General features: G+C 64.0%; 17 protein-coding genes and 1 pseudogene. 7 read left to right on the top strand and 11 right to left on the bottom strand.

The window, feature by feature from the left end; all coding sequences use genetic code 11:
• The 11 genes and pseudogenes from RTQ83_RS23355 to RTQ83_RS23305 form a co-directional block, all read right to left on the bottom strand.
• Positions 1-179, bottom strand: a pseudogene (locus tag RTQ83_RS23355) (carbohydrate kinase family protein); the annotation flags it as partial.
• A 10-nt stretch (positions 180-189) separates the two neighbouring features.
• Positions 190-1470: a DUF3426 domain-containing protein gene (locus RTQ83_RS23350; RefSeq protein ID WP_312520175.1), complete on the bottom strand. Its 1281-nt coding sequence runs from the start codon at positions 1468-1470 to the stop codon at positions 190-192.
• Between the two features lie 4 nt (positions 1471-1474).
• Positions 1475-2428 (bottom strand): 50S ribosomal protein L11 methyltransferase, encoded by a 954-nt coding sequence (gene prmA / locus RTQ83_RS23345; protein ID WP_312520169.1) that lies wholly within the window; start codon positions 2426-2428, stop codon positions 1475-1477.
• Positions 2425-3825 (bottom strand): acetyl-CoA carboxylase biotin carboxylase subunit, encoded by a 1401-nt coding sequence (gene accC, locus RTQ83_RS23340; RefSeq protein WP_312520166.1) that lies wholly within the window; start codon positions 3823-3825, stop codon positions 2425-2427. The genes prmA and accC overlap by 4 nt, the downstream gene beginning before the upstream one ends.
• A gap of 108 nt (positions 3826-3933) precedes the next feature.
• Positions 3934-4401 carry an acetyl-CoA carboxylase biotin carboxyl carrier protein gene (accB, locus tag RTQ83_RS23335; RefSeq protein WP_312520163.1) on the bottom strand — a complete coding sequence of 156 codons (468 nt, stop codon included), beginning with the start codon at positions 4399-4401 and terminating at the stop codon, positions 3934-3936.
• A gap of 92 nt (positions 4402-4493) precedes the next feature.
• Entirely contained in the window at positions 4494-4925 is a 432-nt protein-coding gene (gene aroQ, locus RTQ83_RS23330; protein ID WP_312520182.1) for a type II 3-dehydroquinate dehydratase, read from the bottom strand.
• Positions 4926-5093: 168 nt separating this feature from the next.
• Positions 5094-5654 carry a TlpA disulfide reductase family protein gene (locus RTQ83_RS23325; protein WP_312520160.1) on the bottom strand — a complete coding sequence of 187 codons (561 nt, stop codon included), beginning with the start codon at positions 5652-5654 and terminating at the stop codon, positions 5094-5096.
• 15 nt (positions 5655-5669) lie between these two features.
• A complete protein-coding gene (locus RTQ83_RS23320; RefSeq protein ID WP_312520179.1) occupies positions 5670-6296 on the bottom strand; it encodes a hypothetical protein in 627 nt (208 codons plus the stop codon).
• 92 nt (positions 6297-6388) lie between these two features.
• Positions 6389-6754 (bottom strand): hypothetical protein, encoded by a 366-nt coding sequence (locus tag RTQ83_RS23315; protein ID WP_312520158.1) that lies wholly within the window; start codon positions 6752-6754, stop codon positions 6389-6391.
• Entirely contained in the window at positions 6751-7278 is a 528-nt protein-coding gene (locus tag RTQ83_RS23310; RefSeq protein ID WP_312520155.1) for a hypothetical protein, read from the bottom strand. The genes RTQ83_RS23315 and RTQ83_RS23310 overlap by 4 nt, the downstream gene beginning before the upstream one ends.
• A gap of 11 nt (positions 7279-7289) precedes the next feature.
• Positions 7290-7781, bottom strand: a complete 492-nt coding sequence (locus RTQ83_RS23305) for a type VI secretion system tube protein Hcp (protein WP_312520152.1) — start codon at positions 7779-7781, stop codon at positions 7290-7292.
• A 283-nt stretch (positions 7782-8064) separates the two neighbouring features.
• On the opposite strand from RTQ83_RS23305, the gene mpl reads away from it, so the two are divergent.
• The 7 genes from mpl to RTQ83_RS23270 form a co-directional block, all read left to right on the top strand.
• Complete coding sequence (gene mpl, locus RTQ83_RS23300; RefSeq protein ID WP_312520150.1) at positions 8065-9435, top strand: UDP-N-acetylmuramate:L-alanyl-gamma-D-glutamyl-meso-diaminopimelate ligase; 1371 nt, start codon at positions 8065-8067, stop codon at positions 9433-9435.
• Positions 9432-10019: a YqiA/YcfP family alpha/beta fold hydrolase gene (locus tag RTQ83_RS23295; protein ID WP_312520148.1), complete on the top strand. Its 588-nt coding sequence runs from the start codon at positions 9432-9434 to the stop codon at positions 10017-10019. The genes mpl and RTQ83_RS23295 overlap by 4 nt, the downstream gene beginning before the upstream one ends.
• Positions 10016-10609, top strand: coding sequence for a chorismate lyase (locus RTQ83_RS23290; RefSeq protein WP_312520145.1), 594 nt, complete (start codon positions 10016-10018; stop codon positions 10607-10609). The genes RTQ83_RS23295 and RTQ83_RS23290 overlap by 4 nt, the downstream gene beginning before the upstream one ends.
• 1 nt (position 10610) lies before the next feature.
• Positions 10611-12653 (top strand): RNB domain-containing ribonuclease, encoded by a 2043-nt coding sequence (locus RTQ83_RS23285; protein ID WP_312520142.1) that lies wholly within the window; start codon positions 10611-10613, stop codon positions 12651-12653.
• Between the two features lie 270 nt (positions 12654-12923).
• Entirely contained in the window at positions 12924-13778 is an 855-nt protein-coding gene (locus RTQ83_RS23280) for a TonB family protein (RefSeq protein ID WP_312520177.1), read from the top strand.
• Entirely contained in the window at positions 13775-14593 is an 819-nt protein-coding gene (gene aroE, locus RTQ83_RS23275; protein WP_312520139.1) for a shikimate dehydrogenase, read from the top strand. Before RTQ83_RS23280 ends, aroE begins: the two co-directional genes overlap by 4 nt.
• A 9-nt stretch (positions 14594-14602) precedes the next feature.
• Positions 14603-15065 (top strand): transglycosylase domain-containing protein (locus tag RTQ83_RS23270; RefSeq protein WP_312520136.1); only part of this gene is annotated, 463 nt, incomplete at its 3' end.

Genomic DNA, 15065 nt, shown 5'->3' with positions numbered 1-15065 from the left:
TTGAGGTTGTGGGCGATGTTGGCCGCGCAGCCGCCGTATTCGGTGCGCATGGTCGGCACCAGGAACGAGACGTTCACGCGGTGCAGCTGGTCGGCCAGCAGGGTTTCGGCGAAGCGGCCGTGGTATTGCATGATCTTGTCGAACGCGAGCGAGCCGCAGATCAGGGCGGTTTTGGTCATGGGGTAGCCTTCAGGGGTAGAAAACGGCGATATGGTAGCCGGAGGGCGCCAGCCCCTCCAGCCTGAAATGGATCTTGACCGGCTGCTCGGCGCGCGCGCCGAAGCCGGTCGGAGAGCTTGCCGCCGCGCCGGCATAGTCGCGCGGGCCGAACACGCGCCGCACCAGCGGCTTGTCGTCGGCGTCGTTCAGGGTCAGTTCGATGCTGGGCCAGGCCAGCGCCATGTCGCCCTGGTTGCGCAGCAGCGTGCTGAGTGTATAGGCATTGCCGCCCAGGGTAATCAGCTCTCCGGTCTCGATCACCAGCTGGTCAGGCCGCGCCGGCAGTTCGATGCGGCAGCCGAGCAGGGCGCAGCTAGAGGCCAGCGCCGGGCGCAGCGACGGATAGCGCGCGGAGAGCACGTCGCGGAAGCTGAACACGACCTGCGCGGCCAGCGCCAGCAGCAGCAGCACGCTGCCGACCGCCAGCGCGATGCGCACGGTCTTGCCGCTCTCTTCGCGCTGGCGGCCGCGCCGCACGAACTCGGGTTCGTCGATGTCGGGCACGCGCAGCTTGGGCGACTCTTCGATGCGGGTCGGAGTCAGTTTGGAGCGGCGTGCGCGCGCCTCGGCGGCGCGGGCGCGCGGCGTGACCGGCGGCGCAGGCGCGACGATCGGCGGCGAGCCGCCGGCCGATTCGCGCAGCAGCAGCGGTGGGGCGTCGTCGGCGCGGGCCGGTGCCGGCTCTGAGGCCGGCTCGGGTACAGGTTCAGAATCGTCCTGGCGCTCGACGGGTGGCACAGGCGCAGCCTCCGGCGTTTCCTCGACCGGACGCTCCAGCAGCGCCGTGTCGGCGCTCTGCGCTTCGGTCGCTTCATCGGAGGCCGCGACCGGTGTCCCGACAGCGCCATCGCCGGTCTCCACGTCGCTGATGCCATCGGCTGGCGCGGCCTGCGGCAGGATGCCGTGCGGCGAGAAGGTGCGATCGAGTTCGAGGGTGTAGACCGGCTGCTGGTCGTCGCCGGCAGCGGCGGTATCCGCGTCGGACGGCTGCGCAGGCGCAGGCGCGTCGTCTTGCGCGACAGGCAGTTCGGAAGAAGAATCGGGAACGGTTGCGGCAGGCGCTTCAGGCGCTGCAGCAGGGGAGGAAACAGGAGCAGGCTGCGAGGCTTTGGCCAGATCGACCAGCCCCGCATTCCCGTCAAAAATCAGCTGGCAGGCGCCGCAACGCACAATCCCCCCACGCAGCTTGAGCTGGTCCGCGGCGACACGGAACACCGTGCCGCAGTGGGGGCATTGTGTGGCGAGCGCCATGCCCTTAGCCGGCGGTGCTGCGCGGCTCGGGGGCGGTGTCCTGGCCGAGCGTGCCGTGAAGGGCAACCCAGCCGTCCTGCTCGGCCCAGACGCCCAGCTTGATGAAAGGTGCGTAGGCGGCAGCCACTTCTTCCGCCTGGCGTGCCAGCACGCCCGACAGAATCAAGCTACCGCCCGGCGCCACGCGGCCCGACAGCATCGGCGCCATCAGCTTCAATGGGCTCGACAGGATGTTCGCCACCACGATGTCGAACTGGCCCTTCGAATGGCGCTCATTTGGCGCCACGGCGAAGGTGTCCGGCAGGTAGTAGGCGATCTCAACGTTGTTGCGTTCGGCGTTGGCGCGCGCCGATTCGATCGCCTGCGGGTCGATGTCGACCCCGGCCACGTCGTCGGCGCCGAGCTTCTTGGCCACCATCGCCAGGATGCCCGAGCCGCAGCCGTAGTCCAGCACCGATTTGCCGGGCGCCGGATGCGCTTCCAGCCACTCCATGCACAGGCGGGTGGTCGGATGGCTGCCGGTGCCAAACGCCAGGCCCGGATCGAGTTCCAGCACCAGGCCGTTCGGATCGGGCGCGGTGTGCCAGCTCGGCACCACCCAGATGTTCTTGCCGATGTGGATAGGCTCGAACTGCTCCTGCGTCAGGCGCACCCAGTCGGCATCATCCACCTTGCGGGTGGTGAACGACGGGATCACGTTCAGCTTGATGGCATTCGCAGCTTCGGTAACGATCGCCAGCTGGTCGGCGTCGACGTCGGTCAGGGCCACCACGCGGCTGTGGTCCCATGCCGCCTCGGTCGGTTCCATGCCCGGTTCGCCGAAGATCGGCTTTTCGTCCTCGGTGCCTTCGTCGGCGTCCTCGACGGAGACCGACAGCGCGCCGGCTTCCATCAGGGCGTCGGACAGCGCTTCCGCGTGGTCGCGCGCGATCTCGATGACGACTTCAGTCCAGCTCATTCTTGTACCTTGGCTTCCGATTTGGCGCTCAGCGCCGTTTCCTTCGGCAGGTCCGGCTTGGCGGCCAGCTTCTGCTCCAGGTAGTGGATGTTGGTGCCGCCTTCGATGAAACGCGCATCGATCATCAGTTCGCGGTGCAGCGCGATATTGGTCGAGATACCTTCGACCACCATCTCGGACAGCGCGATCTGCATGCGGCGGATCGCCTGCTCGCGGGTCGCACCGTACGAAATTACCTTGCCGATCATTGAATCATAATGCGGTGGCACATAGTAGCCCGCATACGAGTGCGAGTCGACACGGATGCCAGGGCCGCCCGGCGGGTGCCAGCCGGTGATGCGGCCTGGCGACGGGGTGAACTTGAACGGATCTTCGGCATTGATGCGGCACTCGATCGCGTGGCCCGACAGCATGATGTCGCGCTGGCGGAAACGCAGCTTTTCGCCGCAGGCGATGCGGATCTGTTCCTGCACGATGTCGATGCCGGTGATCATTTCGGTGACCGGGTGCTCGACCTGGACGCGGGTGTTCATCTCGATGAAGTAGAACTCGCCGTTCTCGTACAGGAATTCGAAGGTGCCGGCGCCGCGGTAGCCGATCTTGCGGCAGGCTTCGGCGCAGCGGTCGCCGATCTTTTCGATGAGTTTACGCGGGATGCCCGGCGCCGGTGCTTCTTCGATGACCTTCTGGTGGCGGCGCTGCATCGAGCAGTCGCGCTCGCCCAGCCAGACGGCTTGCTTGTGCTCGTCGGCCAGCACCTGGATTTCCACGTGACGCGGATTTTCCAGGAACTTCTCCATGTAGACTTCCGGATTGCCGAACGCGGTGCCGGCTTCGGTCTTGGTCATCTGCACGGCATTGAGCAGGGCCGCTTCGGTGTGCACCACGCGCATGCCGCGTCCGCCGCCGCCGCCGGCCGCCTTGATGATGACCGGATAGCCGACGCGGCGCGCGGTCTGGATGATCTCTTTCGGATCGTCCGGCAGGGCGCCGTCCGAACCCGGCACGCATGGCACGCCGGCCTTGATCATGGCCTGCTTGGCCGAGACCTTGTCGCCCATCAGGCGGATCGAATCCGAACGCGGGCCGATGAACACGAAGCCCGATTTCTCGACGCGCTCGGCGAAGTCGGCGTTTTCGGACAGGAAGCCGTAGCCCGGGTGGATCGCCTCGGCGTCGGTCACTTCGGCCGCGCTGATGATGGCCGGCATGTTCAGGTAGCTGAGTGCCGACTGCGCCGGGCCGATGCAGACCGATTCGTCCGCCAGTTTCACGTACTTGGCGTCCTTGTCGGCCTCGGAGTGCACGACGACCGTCTTGATGCCCAGCTCGCGGCAAGCGCGCTGGATACGCAGCGCGATTTCACCACGGTTGGCGATGAGGATTTTTTCAAACATGGTAGGTCCGATGTTTCAGTGAAAACCGGCGCGGCTCAAATTGAAGCGGCGCCGGACACGTCATGGATGAGCAAGCGGCGGCGAGCGCCGCCATGCTGGAAAAGCTGATCAGCCGATCACGAACAGCGGCTGGCCGAATTCGACCGGCTGGCCGTTTTCCACGAGGATCTTGGTGACAACGCCGGAAACGTCGGCGTCGATTTCATTCAGGAGCTTCATCGCTTCGATGATGCACAGGGTGTCGCCTTCCTTGATGTTGGTGCCGACATCGACGAACGCCGGGGCGCCTGGCGCCGACGAACGATAGAAGGTGCCGACCATCGGCGACTTGACCACGTGGCCGGTTGGCTCGGCGGCGACGGCAGGAGCGGCGGCAGCCGGGGCCGGCGCAGCGGCAGGGGCGGCCGGTGCGGCGAACTGCTGCACGCCTTGCTGCGGCAGCATGACCATCTGATTCTGCGGGATTGCGGACGACTTGACGATGCGAACCTTGCTTTCGCCTTCGGTCACTTCCAGTTCGGCGATGTCCGATTCAGCGACCAGGTCGATCAAAGTCTTGAGTTTTCGTAGATCCATGTGAAACCCCTTGGAATTATTCGTTTTAGAGAGCAGGCCGGCGAAGGAAAGGGCGCACGGCCGCTGTTACATGAAGTTGACGTAGATTAACGCTATTTAAGTGCAAAGTCGATGGCAATCCGATATCCGTCGGTCCCCAATCCACAGATCACGCCTTGCGCGATGCCGGATAAATAGGAGTGATGCCGGAAAGATTCGCGGGCATGGATATTCGAGATATGCACTTCCACGAACGGGATCGCCACCGATGCGAATGCATCGCGCAGCGCTACGCTGGTATGGGTCAGGCCGCCAGGATTGATGACGATGAACTCCACGCCTTCTTCGCGAGCGGCATGGATGCGATCGATCAGGGCTCCCTCATGGTTACTCTGGAAGCAGGCCAGCTGGGCGCCGGCTGCCTGGGCTTGTGCAACTGCTGCGTGCTCGATGTCGGCCAGCGTGGTCGTGCCGTACACCGCCGGCTCGCGCGTCCCCAGTAAATTGAGGTTGGGGCCGTTGAGCAGCAGTAGCTTTTTCGCCATGGTGAGGAGTCTGGTTGCCCGAAAGTCAGGCATTGTGCCGCCTAGCTCGGCTGTTGGCAAGCAGTAAAATGACTGGGCGATGAGCGCACGTTGACGGTAGTTACAATCGTACGGTCGTTCGTTTCACCTGTGTGCGCCCATGCGTCCGGCATGCCGTCAGCCCCTCAGTCAGCTCTTGAGTTGCGCCAGGTCGGCGCGCAGTTCGTCGAACTTGAGCTTGCCGAGATAGGTCTTGATCACCTGGCCATCGGCGCCGATCAATACCGTGAACGGCAGGCCGCCTTGTTTATTACCCAGCTCGCGCGACAGTTCGGTGCCGCCCATGCCGCCGACGTACAGCGGGTAGGCGATCTTCAGCTTTTCGGCAAATTCGGACAAGTTGGTTGGCGAATCGATGCCGATGCCGACCACATTGAAGCGTTTGCCGCCTTCTTCGTCGGCCAGGTGCGACAGCTCCGGCATCTCCTGTACGCATGGCGCGCACCAGGTGGCCCAGAAGTTCACCAGCAGCGGCTTGCCCTTCCATTGCGCCAGCGACTGCGGCTTGCCCTGCAGGTCATTCAGCGACTGGGCATAGAATTTGTCGACCGCCGAGTGCGCCGCACCGCCGGTCGGGGCCATGGTAGTGGTGACGGGAGCGGGTTCTTTCTTGTTGATGGCGACGATCGCGCCCATCACGCCGAACAGGGCGGCGACCGCCACGTAGGCGGCCAGATGTTTCTTGTTCATATTTAACAGTGCTTGTTATTTATCTTGTGCCGCTTCGTTCGCGATCAGCGTGCGCAGTGCGGCGGCATCGAGGCGCTGCGGGCGGCCGTCGGCGCGCGGCTTGAGGGCGCCGCGCAAGTCCTGGTATTCATACAGTTCCGCATGCACCATCTCTTTCATCCACGGAAAGCTCACGGTCTCGACCGGCGCATGGCGACCGCCCTTGAAGTGCGGGGTTTCCGAGATCTCGATATTAACATTGCGGTTCAATAAATAGATCTGGACTTCCTTGGCGCTGTCGGCGAACAGTTGCAGGTGGATGTCGTCGTGTTCGCCCGCGGTACCGTTCAGGACGGCGCCGGTGAGGTAGGGGTTGAAGTCGGATAAGGCATCCATCACCGCCAGCGCAGTCTCGCGCAGGTGCAGCAGGCGCTCGCCGTGAGCGGCGCCGCCGAACAGGGCCTGGTACTTGCGCACCTCGTCCTCGATCTGGAGGTCGTCCGGCATCATGTTCGGTTTCGGCTGGTCCACGCCCAGCACCTGGCGCGCGGCCTTGCGGCGTGCGGTGCCGTAGTCGGCGCCGTCCTGGGCAATCATGCGCGCGGCAACAAGAGCGATCTCGGCGCGCAGCTGGAAGAGATCATTGTTCTGGTTCGGCATCATCATGCCGTGATCATACTCCGAACGGAAAAAGGCGGCGGCTCGGGTAGAGCCGCGTACCGGTCAATAGCGACCGCCGTATCGGCTCTTAGTCCTCAGCAGATCGACCCGTAAGTGCTCTTCCCTTTGGGCACATCCAAACCAAAATGGCAAACGTACCCGTCACGCTTGTCCCAGGTGCAGGAGAGGTCCCCCCTGTCCCGTATTCGGTAGTCCGGCGCAGCCCCACAGGCATCCTTGTTGTCTGGGCCGATCTGCTCGAATAGCTCCTTCGCGAGAGGCCCCGTGAACGTGAACGCGACTTTCCGGTCGTTCTTCGTTGGCGGCACTGTATCGCCCAGCGACCCGCCATAAATCCAGTAGTCGCCTTTCAGTGCGCCCTTGAGCGGCTGCGGGCTGTCGGCCGAGGCTGCGGAGCACAGAACAAGGACTGCGAAGCTGAATGTGATGCGTGCGCTCATGATGCGTACCTCGGCCAAAGTTCGACATGAAAGTGGTCGTCATGGCCCGCGATGGTCTTCACCCGCGCACGGCCCAGAACATTTTGCACCACGTCGTCGTTGAAGAAGACGATCTTGGTCCAGGGATGGTTCAAGAACAGATGGAGCAGTTTGATTGTAGCCTGCTGGTCATATACCTTGTCTCTGTAATTACAGCGCGCAGCCGGACCTGTCATATAGTCTTTGCGCACCGGGCGGCAGTCCACCTCAATACCCTTCTGGTGGGTTCTGTGTTTGTCATAAGGGAATCCACCATCAATGCTGATGTTCCCGATCCCAAACTTCCTATCGCATACGGATTGCCATTCACGTTCGATCTGGAAGATCACCGTCAGTAAATTCGGGTGCGCGAACTGCGCCAAGTGGCCTGTTCCTGGTATGCCTCCTTTGTTACCGTACACGTAATAGCCCGCGTCTTCGGGCGCTTGCGGCAGCATGAAGTAGCCCCGCCTGTCCTTGGGTTGAATGGGAACGCCCTCAGCCATGGCACGTCCCGTCAAGCGCATTTGTTGCAGGCGAGGTCCCAGCCGCCGGCCGTGTTTCCGGCCGCACCGCCGCCGATCTTCTGCTGCGTGTACTTCCACTTCACCTTGGAGAATCGCAGGCCGATGTCGTCTTGCAGGAGTCCTCCATCGCCCATGGCCTGGTCAATGTTGGCGACGATGACGTTCTCCATCTCGACCTCGTAATACTTGACTGGCTTGCCGTCACCGTCCGCGCGCATGAACTCCAGTCTGGCCTTTGGGATCGTCTTCCCCATCGAGCACGTTTGCATAAGGATCGGGGAAGCGATATCCACGAGCTTGGACAGTGACAGGGTACGGTGTTCGCACCGCTCAGCCGTGTGGCCGCCGGCTGTCGATGCTGTTGCGCTACGCGGCTGCATTACGCCCCAGTGTGCGGATGCTATCTCGATCCAGCCTTGATGCGAGGAGTCCTGGGACTCGCCCTTGATGCCGTCGATTTGCAGATAAACGTCGGTTGCCATGTGCATCTCCTCACTGATAAAGATGACAATAGTGGTCGAGCACTTGGCCTGCTATGTTGACTTCGCCTAAACGCCGTACAGTCGTCACCAAAACGTTGGCCACAAACGGTATGGATGGTTTCCACTGAGCACGTGATTGGTAGGAAGACTTGTCGCATGACAGGTGCAGCAGAGGAAAAGCCCGTGGAATCAGGCGTTTGGTAGAATCGCGTATTCGCGCGTTTTATTTACGTACAGATCATTCCGCTCTGACACTTCCTCTTTAAATATCTTCGTTCATCCCATGCACATCCATATTCTCGGCATCTGCGGCACCTTCATGGGCGGCCTGGCGGTCCTGGCCAAGGAAGCCGGCCACCGCGTGACCGGTTGCGACGCCAACGTCTATCCTCCGATGAGCACCCAGCTGGAAGCCCAGGGTATCGAGCTGATCCAGGGCTACGGCCCGGAGCAGGTGGCGCTGAACCCGGACTTATATGTGGTCGGCAATGTCATGACGCGCGGGAATCCGCTGATCGAAGAGATCCTGAACCGCGGCCTGCCGTATGTGTCGGGGCCGCAGTGGATCGGCGAACATATTCTGCGTAATAAATGGGTGCTGGCCGTGGCCGGCACGCACGGCAAGACCACCACCACCTCGATGCTGGCCTGGATCCTGGAAGACGCGGGTTACGCGCCGGGCTTCCTGATCGGCGGCGTGCCGATGAACTTCGGCATCTCGGCGCGCCTGCATGGCGACAAGGAAAGCGACTTCTTCGTGATCGAAGCGGACGAGTACGACACCGCCTTCTTCGACAAACGCAGCAAGTTCGTGCACTACCACGCCAAGACCGCGGTGCTGAACAACCTGGAATACGACCACGCCGACATCTTCCCGGACATCGGCGCCATCGAGACCCAGTTCCACCACCTGGTGCGCACCGTGCCGGGCGTGGGCCGGCTGGTCTTGAATGGCGACGAAGCCTCGATCGGGCGCGTGCTCAAGCGCGGCTGCTGGAGCGAGAAGGAATCGTTCGGCTCGGCCGAGGGCGTGGACTGGGCGATGGTCGAGCATCCGGGCGGGTCCAGCTTCGACGTCCTGTTCAATAATGAGCTGCAAGGCACCGTGCACTGGGAACTGACCGGAAAGCACAACCGCTCGAATGCGCTGGCCGCGATCGCGGCTGCGCGCCACGTCGGCGTACCGGTCGCGCAGGCGATCGATTCGCTGTCGCGCTTCCAGAACGTCAAGCGCCGCATGGAAGTGCGCGGCAAGGTCAACGACATCACGGTGTACGACGATTTCGCGCATCACCCGACCGCGATTGCCACTACCGTTGGCGGACTGCGCCAACGCATTGGCACGTCGGGGCGCATCCTGGCCGTGCTCGAGCCGCGCTCGAACACCATGAAGCTGGGCGCGATGAAGGATGCGCTGCCGGGCAGCCTGAAGGATGCGGACCTGGTGTTCGGCTTCGGCAGCCAGCAGGCGCTGGGCTGGTCGCTGGCCGACGCCTTCAAGCCGATGGGCAAGATCGCGCACAGCTTCGACCAGATCGACTATCTGGTGCAAGCCGTCGTGCAGGAAGCCCAGCCGGGCGACCACATCCTGGTGATGAGCAACGGCGGCTTCGGCGGCGTGCACCAGAAGCTGCTGGACGCGCTGGCGCAATGACGGCAACCCCGTACTTGCTGTATCTGCACGGCTTTCGTTCCTCGCCGCGCTCGTTCAAGGCGCGCGTGGTGCAGGAGACCTTGGAGCGGGCAGGGCACGGCGAACGCCTGATCTGCCCGCAGCTGCCGGCGTCGCCCAAGGCGGCGATCGAACTGGCGCTGGAGCTGGCAGCGCAGCATGCGCCGGACAAGCTCGCCATCGTCGGCTCGTCGCTGGGCGGCTTCTATGCGACATGGCTGGCCGAGCGTTTAGGCGCGCGCGCGGTGCTGGTCAACCCGGCGGTCGATCCGACCCGCAACCTGGAAAAGCACGTCGGCGTGACCACCAACTGGCACTCGGATGAGCCGTTCGCATTCCGCCAGGAATACATCGGCGAACTGGAAGCGCTGAAGGTGGCGCAGATCACGCGCCCCGAGCGCTATTTCCTGCTGGCCGCGACCGGAGACGAAGTGCTGGATTATCGCGACATGGTGGCCCACTATCAGGGCGCGCGCCAGCATGTGATCGAGGGCAGCGACCACGCGATCTCGGAATTCCCGCAGTATGTGGACGACGTGCTGGCGTTTTGCGGATTCACGCGGTGACGGCGGCCAAGCGCAATGCCTCGCTGCGCCTGACCGCGTGGCAGCCGCATGCGCGCGCAGTACGCGCGCCGCAGCGGATGCACGACTGGCTGGTCACGCCCGGCTCGCTGACGGCGCGCCTGGTCGCGAGCAGCGAACAGTTCCGCGTGCGCCGCGTGCACCAGCGCAGCGCCCGCTGCCTGGCGGACGAAGCCGCGGCGATCGGCCTGGCGCGCCCGCAGCGGGTATGGGAACGCGAAGTGCTGCTGATGTGCGACGGCAAACCGGCGGTGTTCGGCCATACCGTGGTGCCGACGAGTGCCAATGCAACCGACTGGCCGCTGTTCTCGGCATTGGGCGAACGTTCGCTGGGCAGCACGCTGTTCTACGACCCGCTGGTAAGGCGCGGCCAGCTTGAATTCGCGCGCCTCGGACCCGAGCACCCATTGGTGCGGCGCGTGCGTGCGCTGACCGATGTGAACGACGAACAAATTTATTACGCGCGGCGCTGTGTCTATCGCCGCCGTCAAGGCCTGCTCCTGGTCACCGAGGTATTCTTGCCTGCGGTGCTGGGCCTGGAGACGGCCGCAACCATGAAGAACACGACATAATATGAATGTATTTTTTGAGGAATCGGGCGACTTCAAGGTCGGCGTCGTCCTGTCGCAGGCCGGTGAAGCCTACCAGGTGGAGATGCCGAGCGGTAAGCGCACCAAGGTCAAGACGCGCGACGTGCTGCTGCAGTTCGAGAAGCCCGAGCCGCAGGCGCTGCTGGACGCGGCCAAGGGCATCGCGGCTGACGTCGATCTGGATTTTCTGTGGGAAGTCGCCGGCCAGGAAGAATTCGGTTTCGCCGAACTGGGTGCGGAATACTTCGGCCACGCGCCGCTGCCGCATGAAGCCGCCGGCCTGGTGCTGGCGCTGCACGGTTCCCCGATCTATTTCTACAAGAAGGGCCGTGGCCGCTACAAGGCCGCGCCCGAGCAGTCGCTGAAGGCGGCGCTGGCCGGCATCGAAAAGAAGAAACAGCAAGCCATCATCCAGGCCGGCTATGTCGACGAACTCAAGAGCGGCAAGCTGCCGCAATCGATGAGCGCGATCGTGCACCAGCTGCTGTTCAAGCCGGACAAAAACACCATCGAATACAAGGCGCTGGAAGCGGCGGCCGACGAGCTGCAGACCACGGCGCCGCGCCTGATGCTGAACGTCGGCGGCCTGGCTTCGCCGAAAGAGCTGCACATGGGACGCTTCCTGTTCGAGCACTTCCCGCGCGGCGCCGGTTTCGCGCCGTTCGAGATCCCGAAGGCGCCCGACGACCTGCCGCTGGCCGAGGTCGCGGCGTTCTCGATCGACGACGTTACCACCACCGAGATCGACGATGCGTTCTCGGTCGTCAAACAGGGCGACGGCACCGTGCGCGTCGGCATCCACATCGCGGCGCCTGGCCTGGGCATCCGTCCCGACGACGCCATCGACAAGATCGCGCGCGCGCGCATGTCGACCGTGTATATGCCGGGCGACAAGATCACCATGCTGCCGGATGAAGTCGTCAACGCCTTCACGCTGGCCGAAGGCAACGATTGCCCGGCGCTGTCGCTGTACGCGGTGCTCAATCCCGCCGACTGGAGCGTGATCTCGACCACTACCCGCGCCGAGCGTGTGCCGGTCAAGAACAACCTGCGCCACAACGACCTGGACGACCTGGTCAACGAGGAAACCCTGGCCAGCGGAGAAGGCGACTATCCGCACAAGGAAGAGCTCGGTCTGCTTTGGCAGTGGGCGCTGCAGCTGGAAGCGGGCCGCATGAAGAAGCGCGAGGCGTTCGGCCTCAAGCCGGAACAAGCCAATCGCGTCGACTTCAATTTCTATGTCGAAGACGACGTGGTCAGCATCGTGCGCCGCAAGCGTGGCGCGCCGCTGGACAAGATCGTGGCCGAGCTGATGATCTTCGCCAACAGCACCTGGGGCAAGCTGCTGCACGACTCGGGCGTGCCGGGCATTTATCGCTCGCAAGGTCCGGGCGCGGGCGGCTGGGCCGCCAAGATGCAGGTGCGCATGGTGACGCACGCGGCGCCGCACCAGGGCCTCGGTGTCGATCAATATGCGTGGAGCACCTCGCCGCTGCGCCGGTATACCGACCTGGTCAACCAGTGGCAGATCATCGCCGCTGCCACCAACGGCGTAACCGCGCCGCTGGTGGCGCCATTCAAGCACCGCGATGCGACGCTGTTCGCGATCGTGTCCAGCTTCGATGCGGCGTACTCGGCGTATAACGACTTCCAGCAGAACATGGAACGTTACTGGTGCCTGCGCTGGCTGGGGCAGGAGCAGGCCAAGCAGGTCGAGGCGGTGGTGCTGAAGGATGAGATCGTGCGGCTGGCGGATGTGCCGCTGGTGGTGCGTCTGCCGGGCATGCTCTCGGCGCCACGCGGAGCGCAGGTCAAGCTCGATATCGTGCGCTGGGACGAGATCGATCTGACGCTGGAGGCGCGCTTGCTTGAAGTAGCGGTGGCGGAGCCTGATGCGTCGCTCGATTATGAGGAAGAGGTGGACACGGGTGAGGCGGCGGTGGCTGAGGTTGTCGAGGCCGAAGGTGCCGTGGCGGCGGTCGATACCGGGGATGCGCCGCAGCCGGCGCCGGCGTCGGCGCAGTAACTGCCCGATATTCCCGCCACGCGGGAAGCATGAATACACGGTGGGCCTGCGCGCGAGCACAGGCCCACTTTGTCATTCAGGGGCGCACGTGCACTTCCCGAGGTCACACCGACAACACCTCTTATCGAACACACCACGTTCTGTTGCACCCACGCAGCCAAGCTCCCTCATCCGTTCGCGCCGGGTTAGAATGCCCAAATTCACTTGGATTCCAGCAGCCCTCCCGGCCACCCGCAGCGCGTGAAGTACTCCCAACAAAACCGTCCCCTGATGATCGCCCTGGCCGTATCGGTGGCCGCGCACGCCTTATTGCTGGCGATCCGTTTCGCCGCGCCGGATGCGTTCCGCCAGCAGCCGGCCGACCCGGGCCTGGAAGTGGTGCTGGTCAACGCCAAGCACCAGAAAGCCCCGGCCAAGGCCGACGCCCTGGCCCAGGCCAACCTCGACGGCGGCGGCAGCGCCGAGAAGGGCCGCGCAAAGTCGCCGCTGCCCGACCTGCGCAAGATCGAGGACGGCGACAGCATCAAGGCCCTGCAGCGCCGCATCGCCGAGCTCGAGCGTCAACAGCAGGACGTGCTGACCAAGGCGCGCCGTTCGCAATTCACCGCGCCGCCGAATACCGAGAAAGAAAAGCCGGACCCGCCCCGCACCGGCAACGACAACCTGGACTCCACGCGCGCCATCTCGCGCAGCGCGGCCGAGATCTTCCAGCGCATCGAAGAAGAAAACCGCCGCCCCAAGCGCACCCAGATCACGCCGAGCACGCGTCAGGTCGGCTACGCCCTGTACTACAAGGCGATGCAGAAGCGCATCGAGGAAATCGGCACCCTGAATTTCCCGCAGCAGGCCGGGCGCAAGCTGTATGGCGACCTGATCGTCTACATCCCCGTGTTCCAGGACGGCACGTTGTACATGAACGACGGCGGCCCGCGTGTCGAACGCAGCTCGGGCAACCCGGCGCTGGACAAGGCCGCGCTCGAGATCATCCGCCGCGCCGCGCCGTTTGGCGCCTTCCCGGCCAACATGCGCTCCAAGGGCAAGGACGACCTGTGGGAAGTGTTCACCCGATTCAGTTTCACCCGCGAGGACAAGATGCAGGCAACGCTGCGCGAGGGCGCCCCATGAGCGATCGTTATTGCGTCATCGGCAATCCGATCGCCCACAGTAAATCGCCCCTGATCCACGCCGCGTTCGCCGCCGCCACCGGGCAAGACCTGCAGTACGAGCGCTGCCTGGCGCCGCTCGACGGCTTCGAGGCTACCGTGCGCGACTTGATTGCGCAGGGCTACCGCGGCGCCAACGTCACGGTGCCGTTCAAGCTGGAAGCGGCGCGCCTGGCTACCCGGCTGGAGCCGCGTGCCAAGGCAGCCGGCGCCGTCAACACCCTGATCTTTGCCGACGGCGAGATCGTCGGCGACAACACCGACGGCCCCGGCCTGGTGGCCGACATCGTCCGCAATGCCGGCGTGCCGTTGAAAGACAAGCGCATCCTGCTACTGGGCGCAGGCGGCGCCGCGCGCGGGGCGCTGCTGCCGCTGCTGCTGCAGGAGCCAAGCCGGATCGTCATCGCCAACCGTACCCTGGCCACGGCCGAAAAGTTGGTGCAGGATTTCGCCGGGCACGCCGAGCGGCTGGCTGTATGCGGTTTCGCCGATGCCGAAGGCAGCTTCGACGTCGTCATCAATGCCACGTCAAGCAGCCTGGCGGCCGACGTGCCGCCGGTGCCGCCCTCGGTGTTTCACCCGGGAACGCTGGCATTGGATATGATGTACGGAAATAAACCGACCGTGTTCATGGACTTCGCCGCCAGCCACGGCGCCGGCGTGCGCGACGGCCTGGGCATGCTGGTGGAGCAGGCGGCCGAAGCGTTCGCGCTATGGCGCGGCGTGCGGCCGGACACGGCGAAGGTGCTGGCCTCGATGCGGCAAACACAACAATAATACGACTTCATGGCAAGCAAATCGCGCAAGGGCGGCGCCGCTTCAAGCGGGCGCCGCTGGATCAAATGGATCATCCTCGGGCCGCTGCTGCTGGTATTGCTGGTCCAGCTGTACTTCTTCATCATGGTTTGCTGGTATGCGCAGTTCGATCCCGGCTCGACCAGCTTCATGCGCCAGCAACTGTCCGAACTGCGCGATAAGAATCCGAACGCGACACTCAAGCACCAGTGGGTGCCGTACGAACGCATCTCGCCCAACCTGAAGCGCGCGGTGGTGGCGTCGGAAGACGCCAACTTCAGCGAGCACGGCGGCGTCGACTGGGAAGCGATGGAACGCGCCTACGAGCGCAACAACCGGCGCAGCAAGGTGGTCGGCGGCGGTTCGACCATCACCCAGCAGCTGGCCAAGAACCTGTTCCTGTCCGGCTCGCGCAGCTACCTGCGCAAGGGCCAGGAAATGGTCATCGCCTTCA

The organism is Massilia sp. (genome assembly GCF_031995545.1).
GTDB lineage: Bacteria > Pseudomonadota > Gammaproteobacteria > Burkholderiales > Burkholderiaceae_D > Telluria.
The sequence above is the reverse complement of the archived record's forward strand: the minus strand, read 5'-3'. Positions and strand labels throughout refer to the sequence as shown.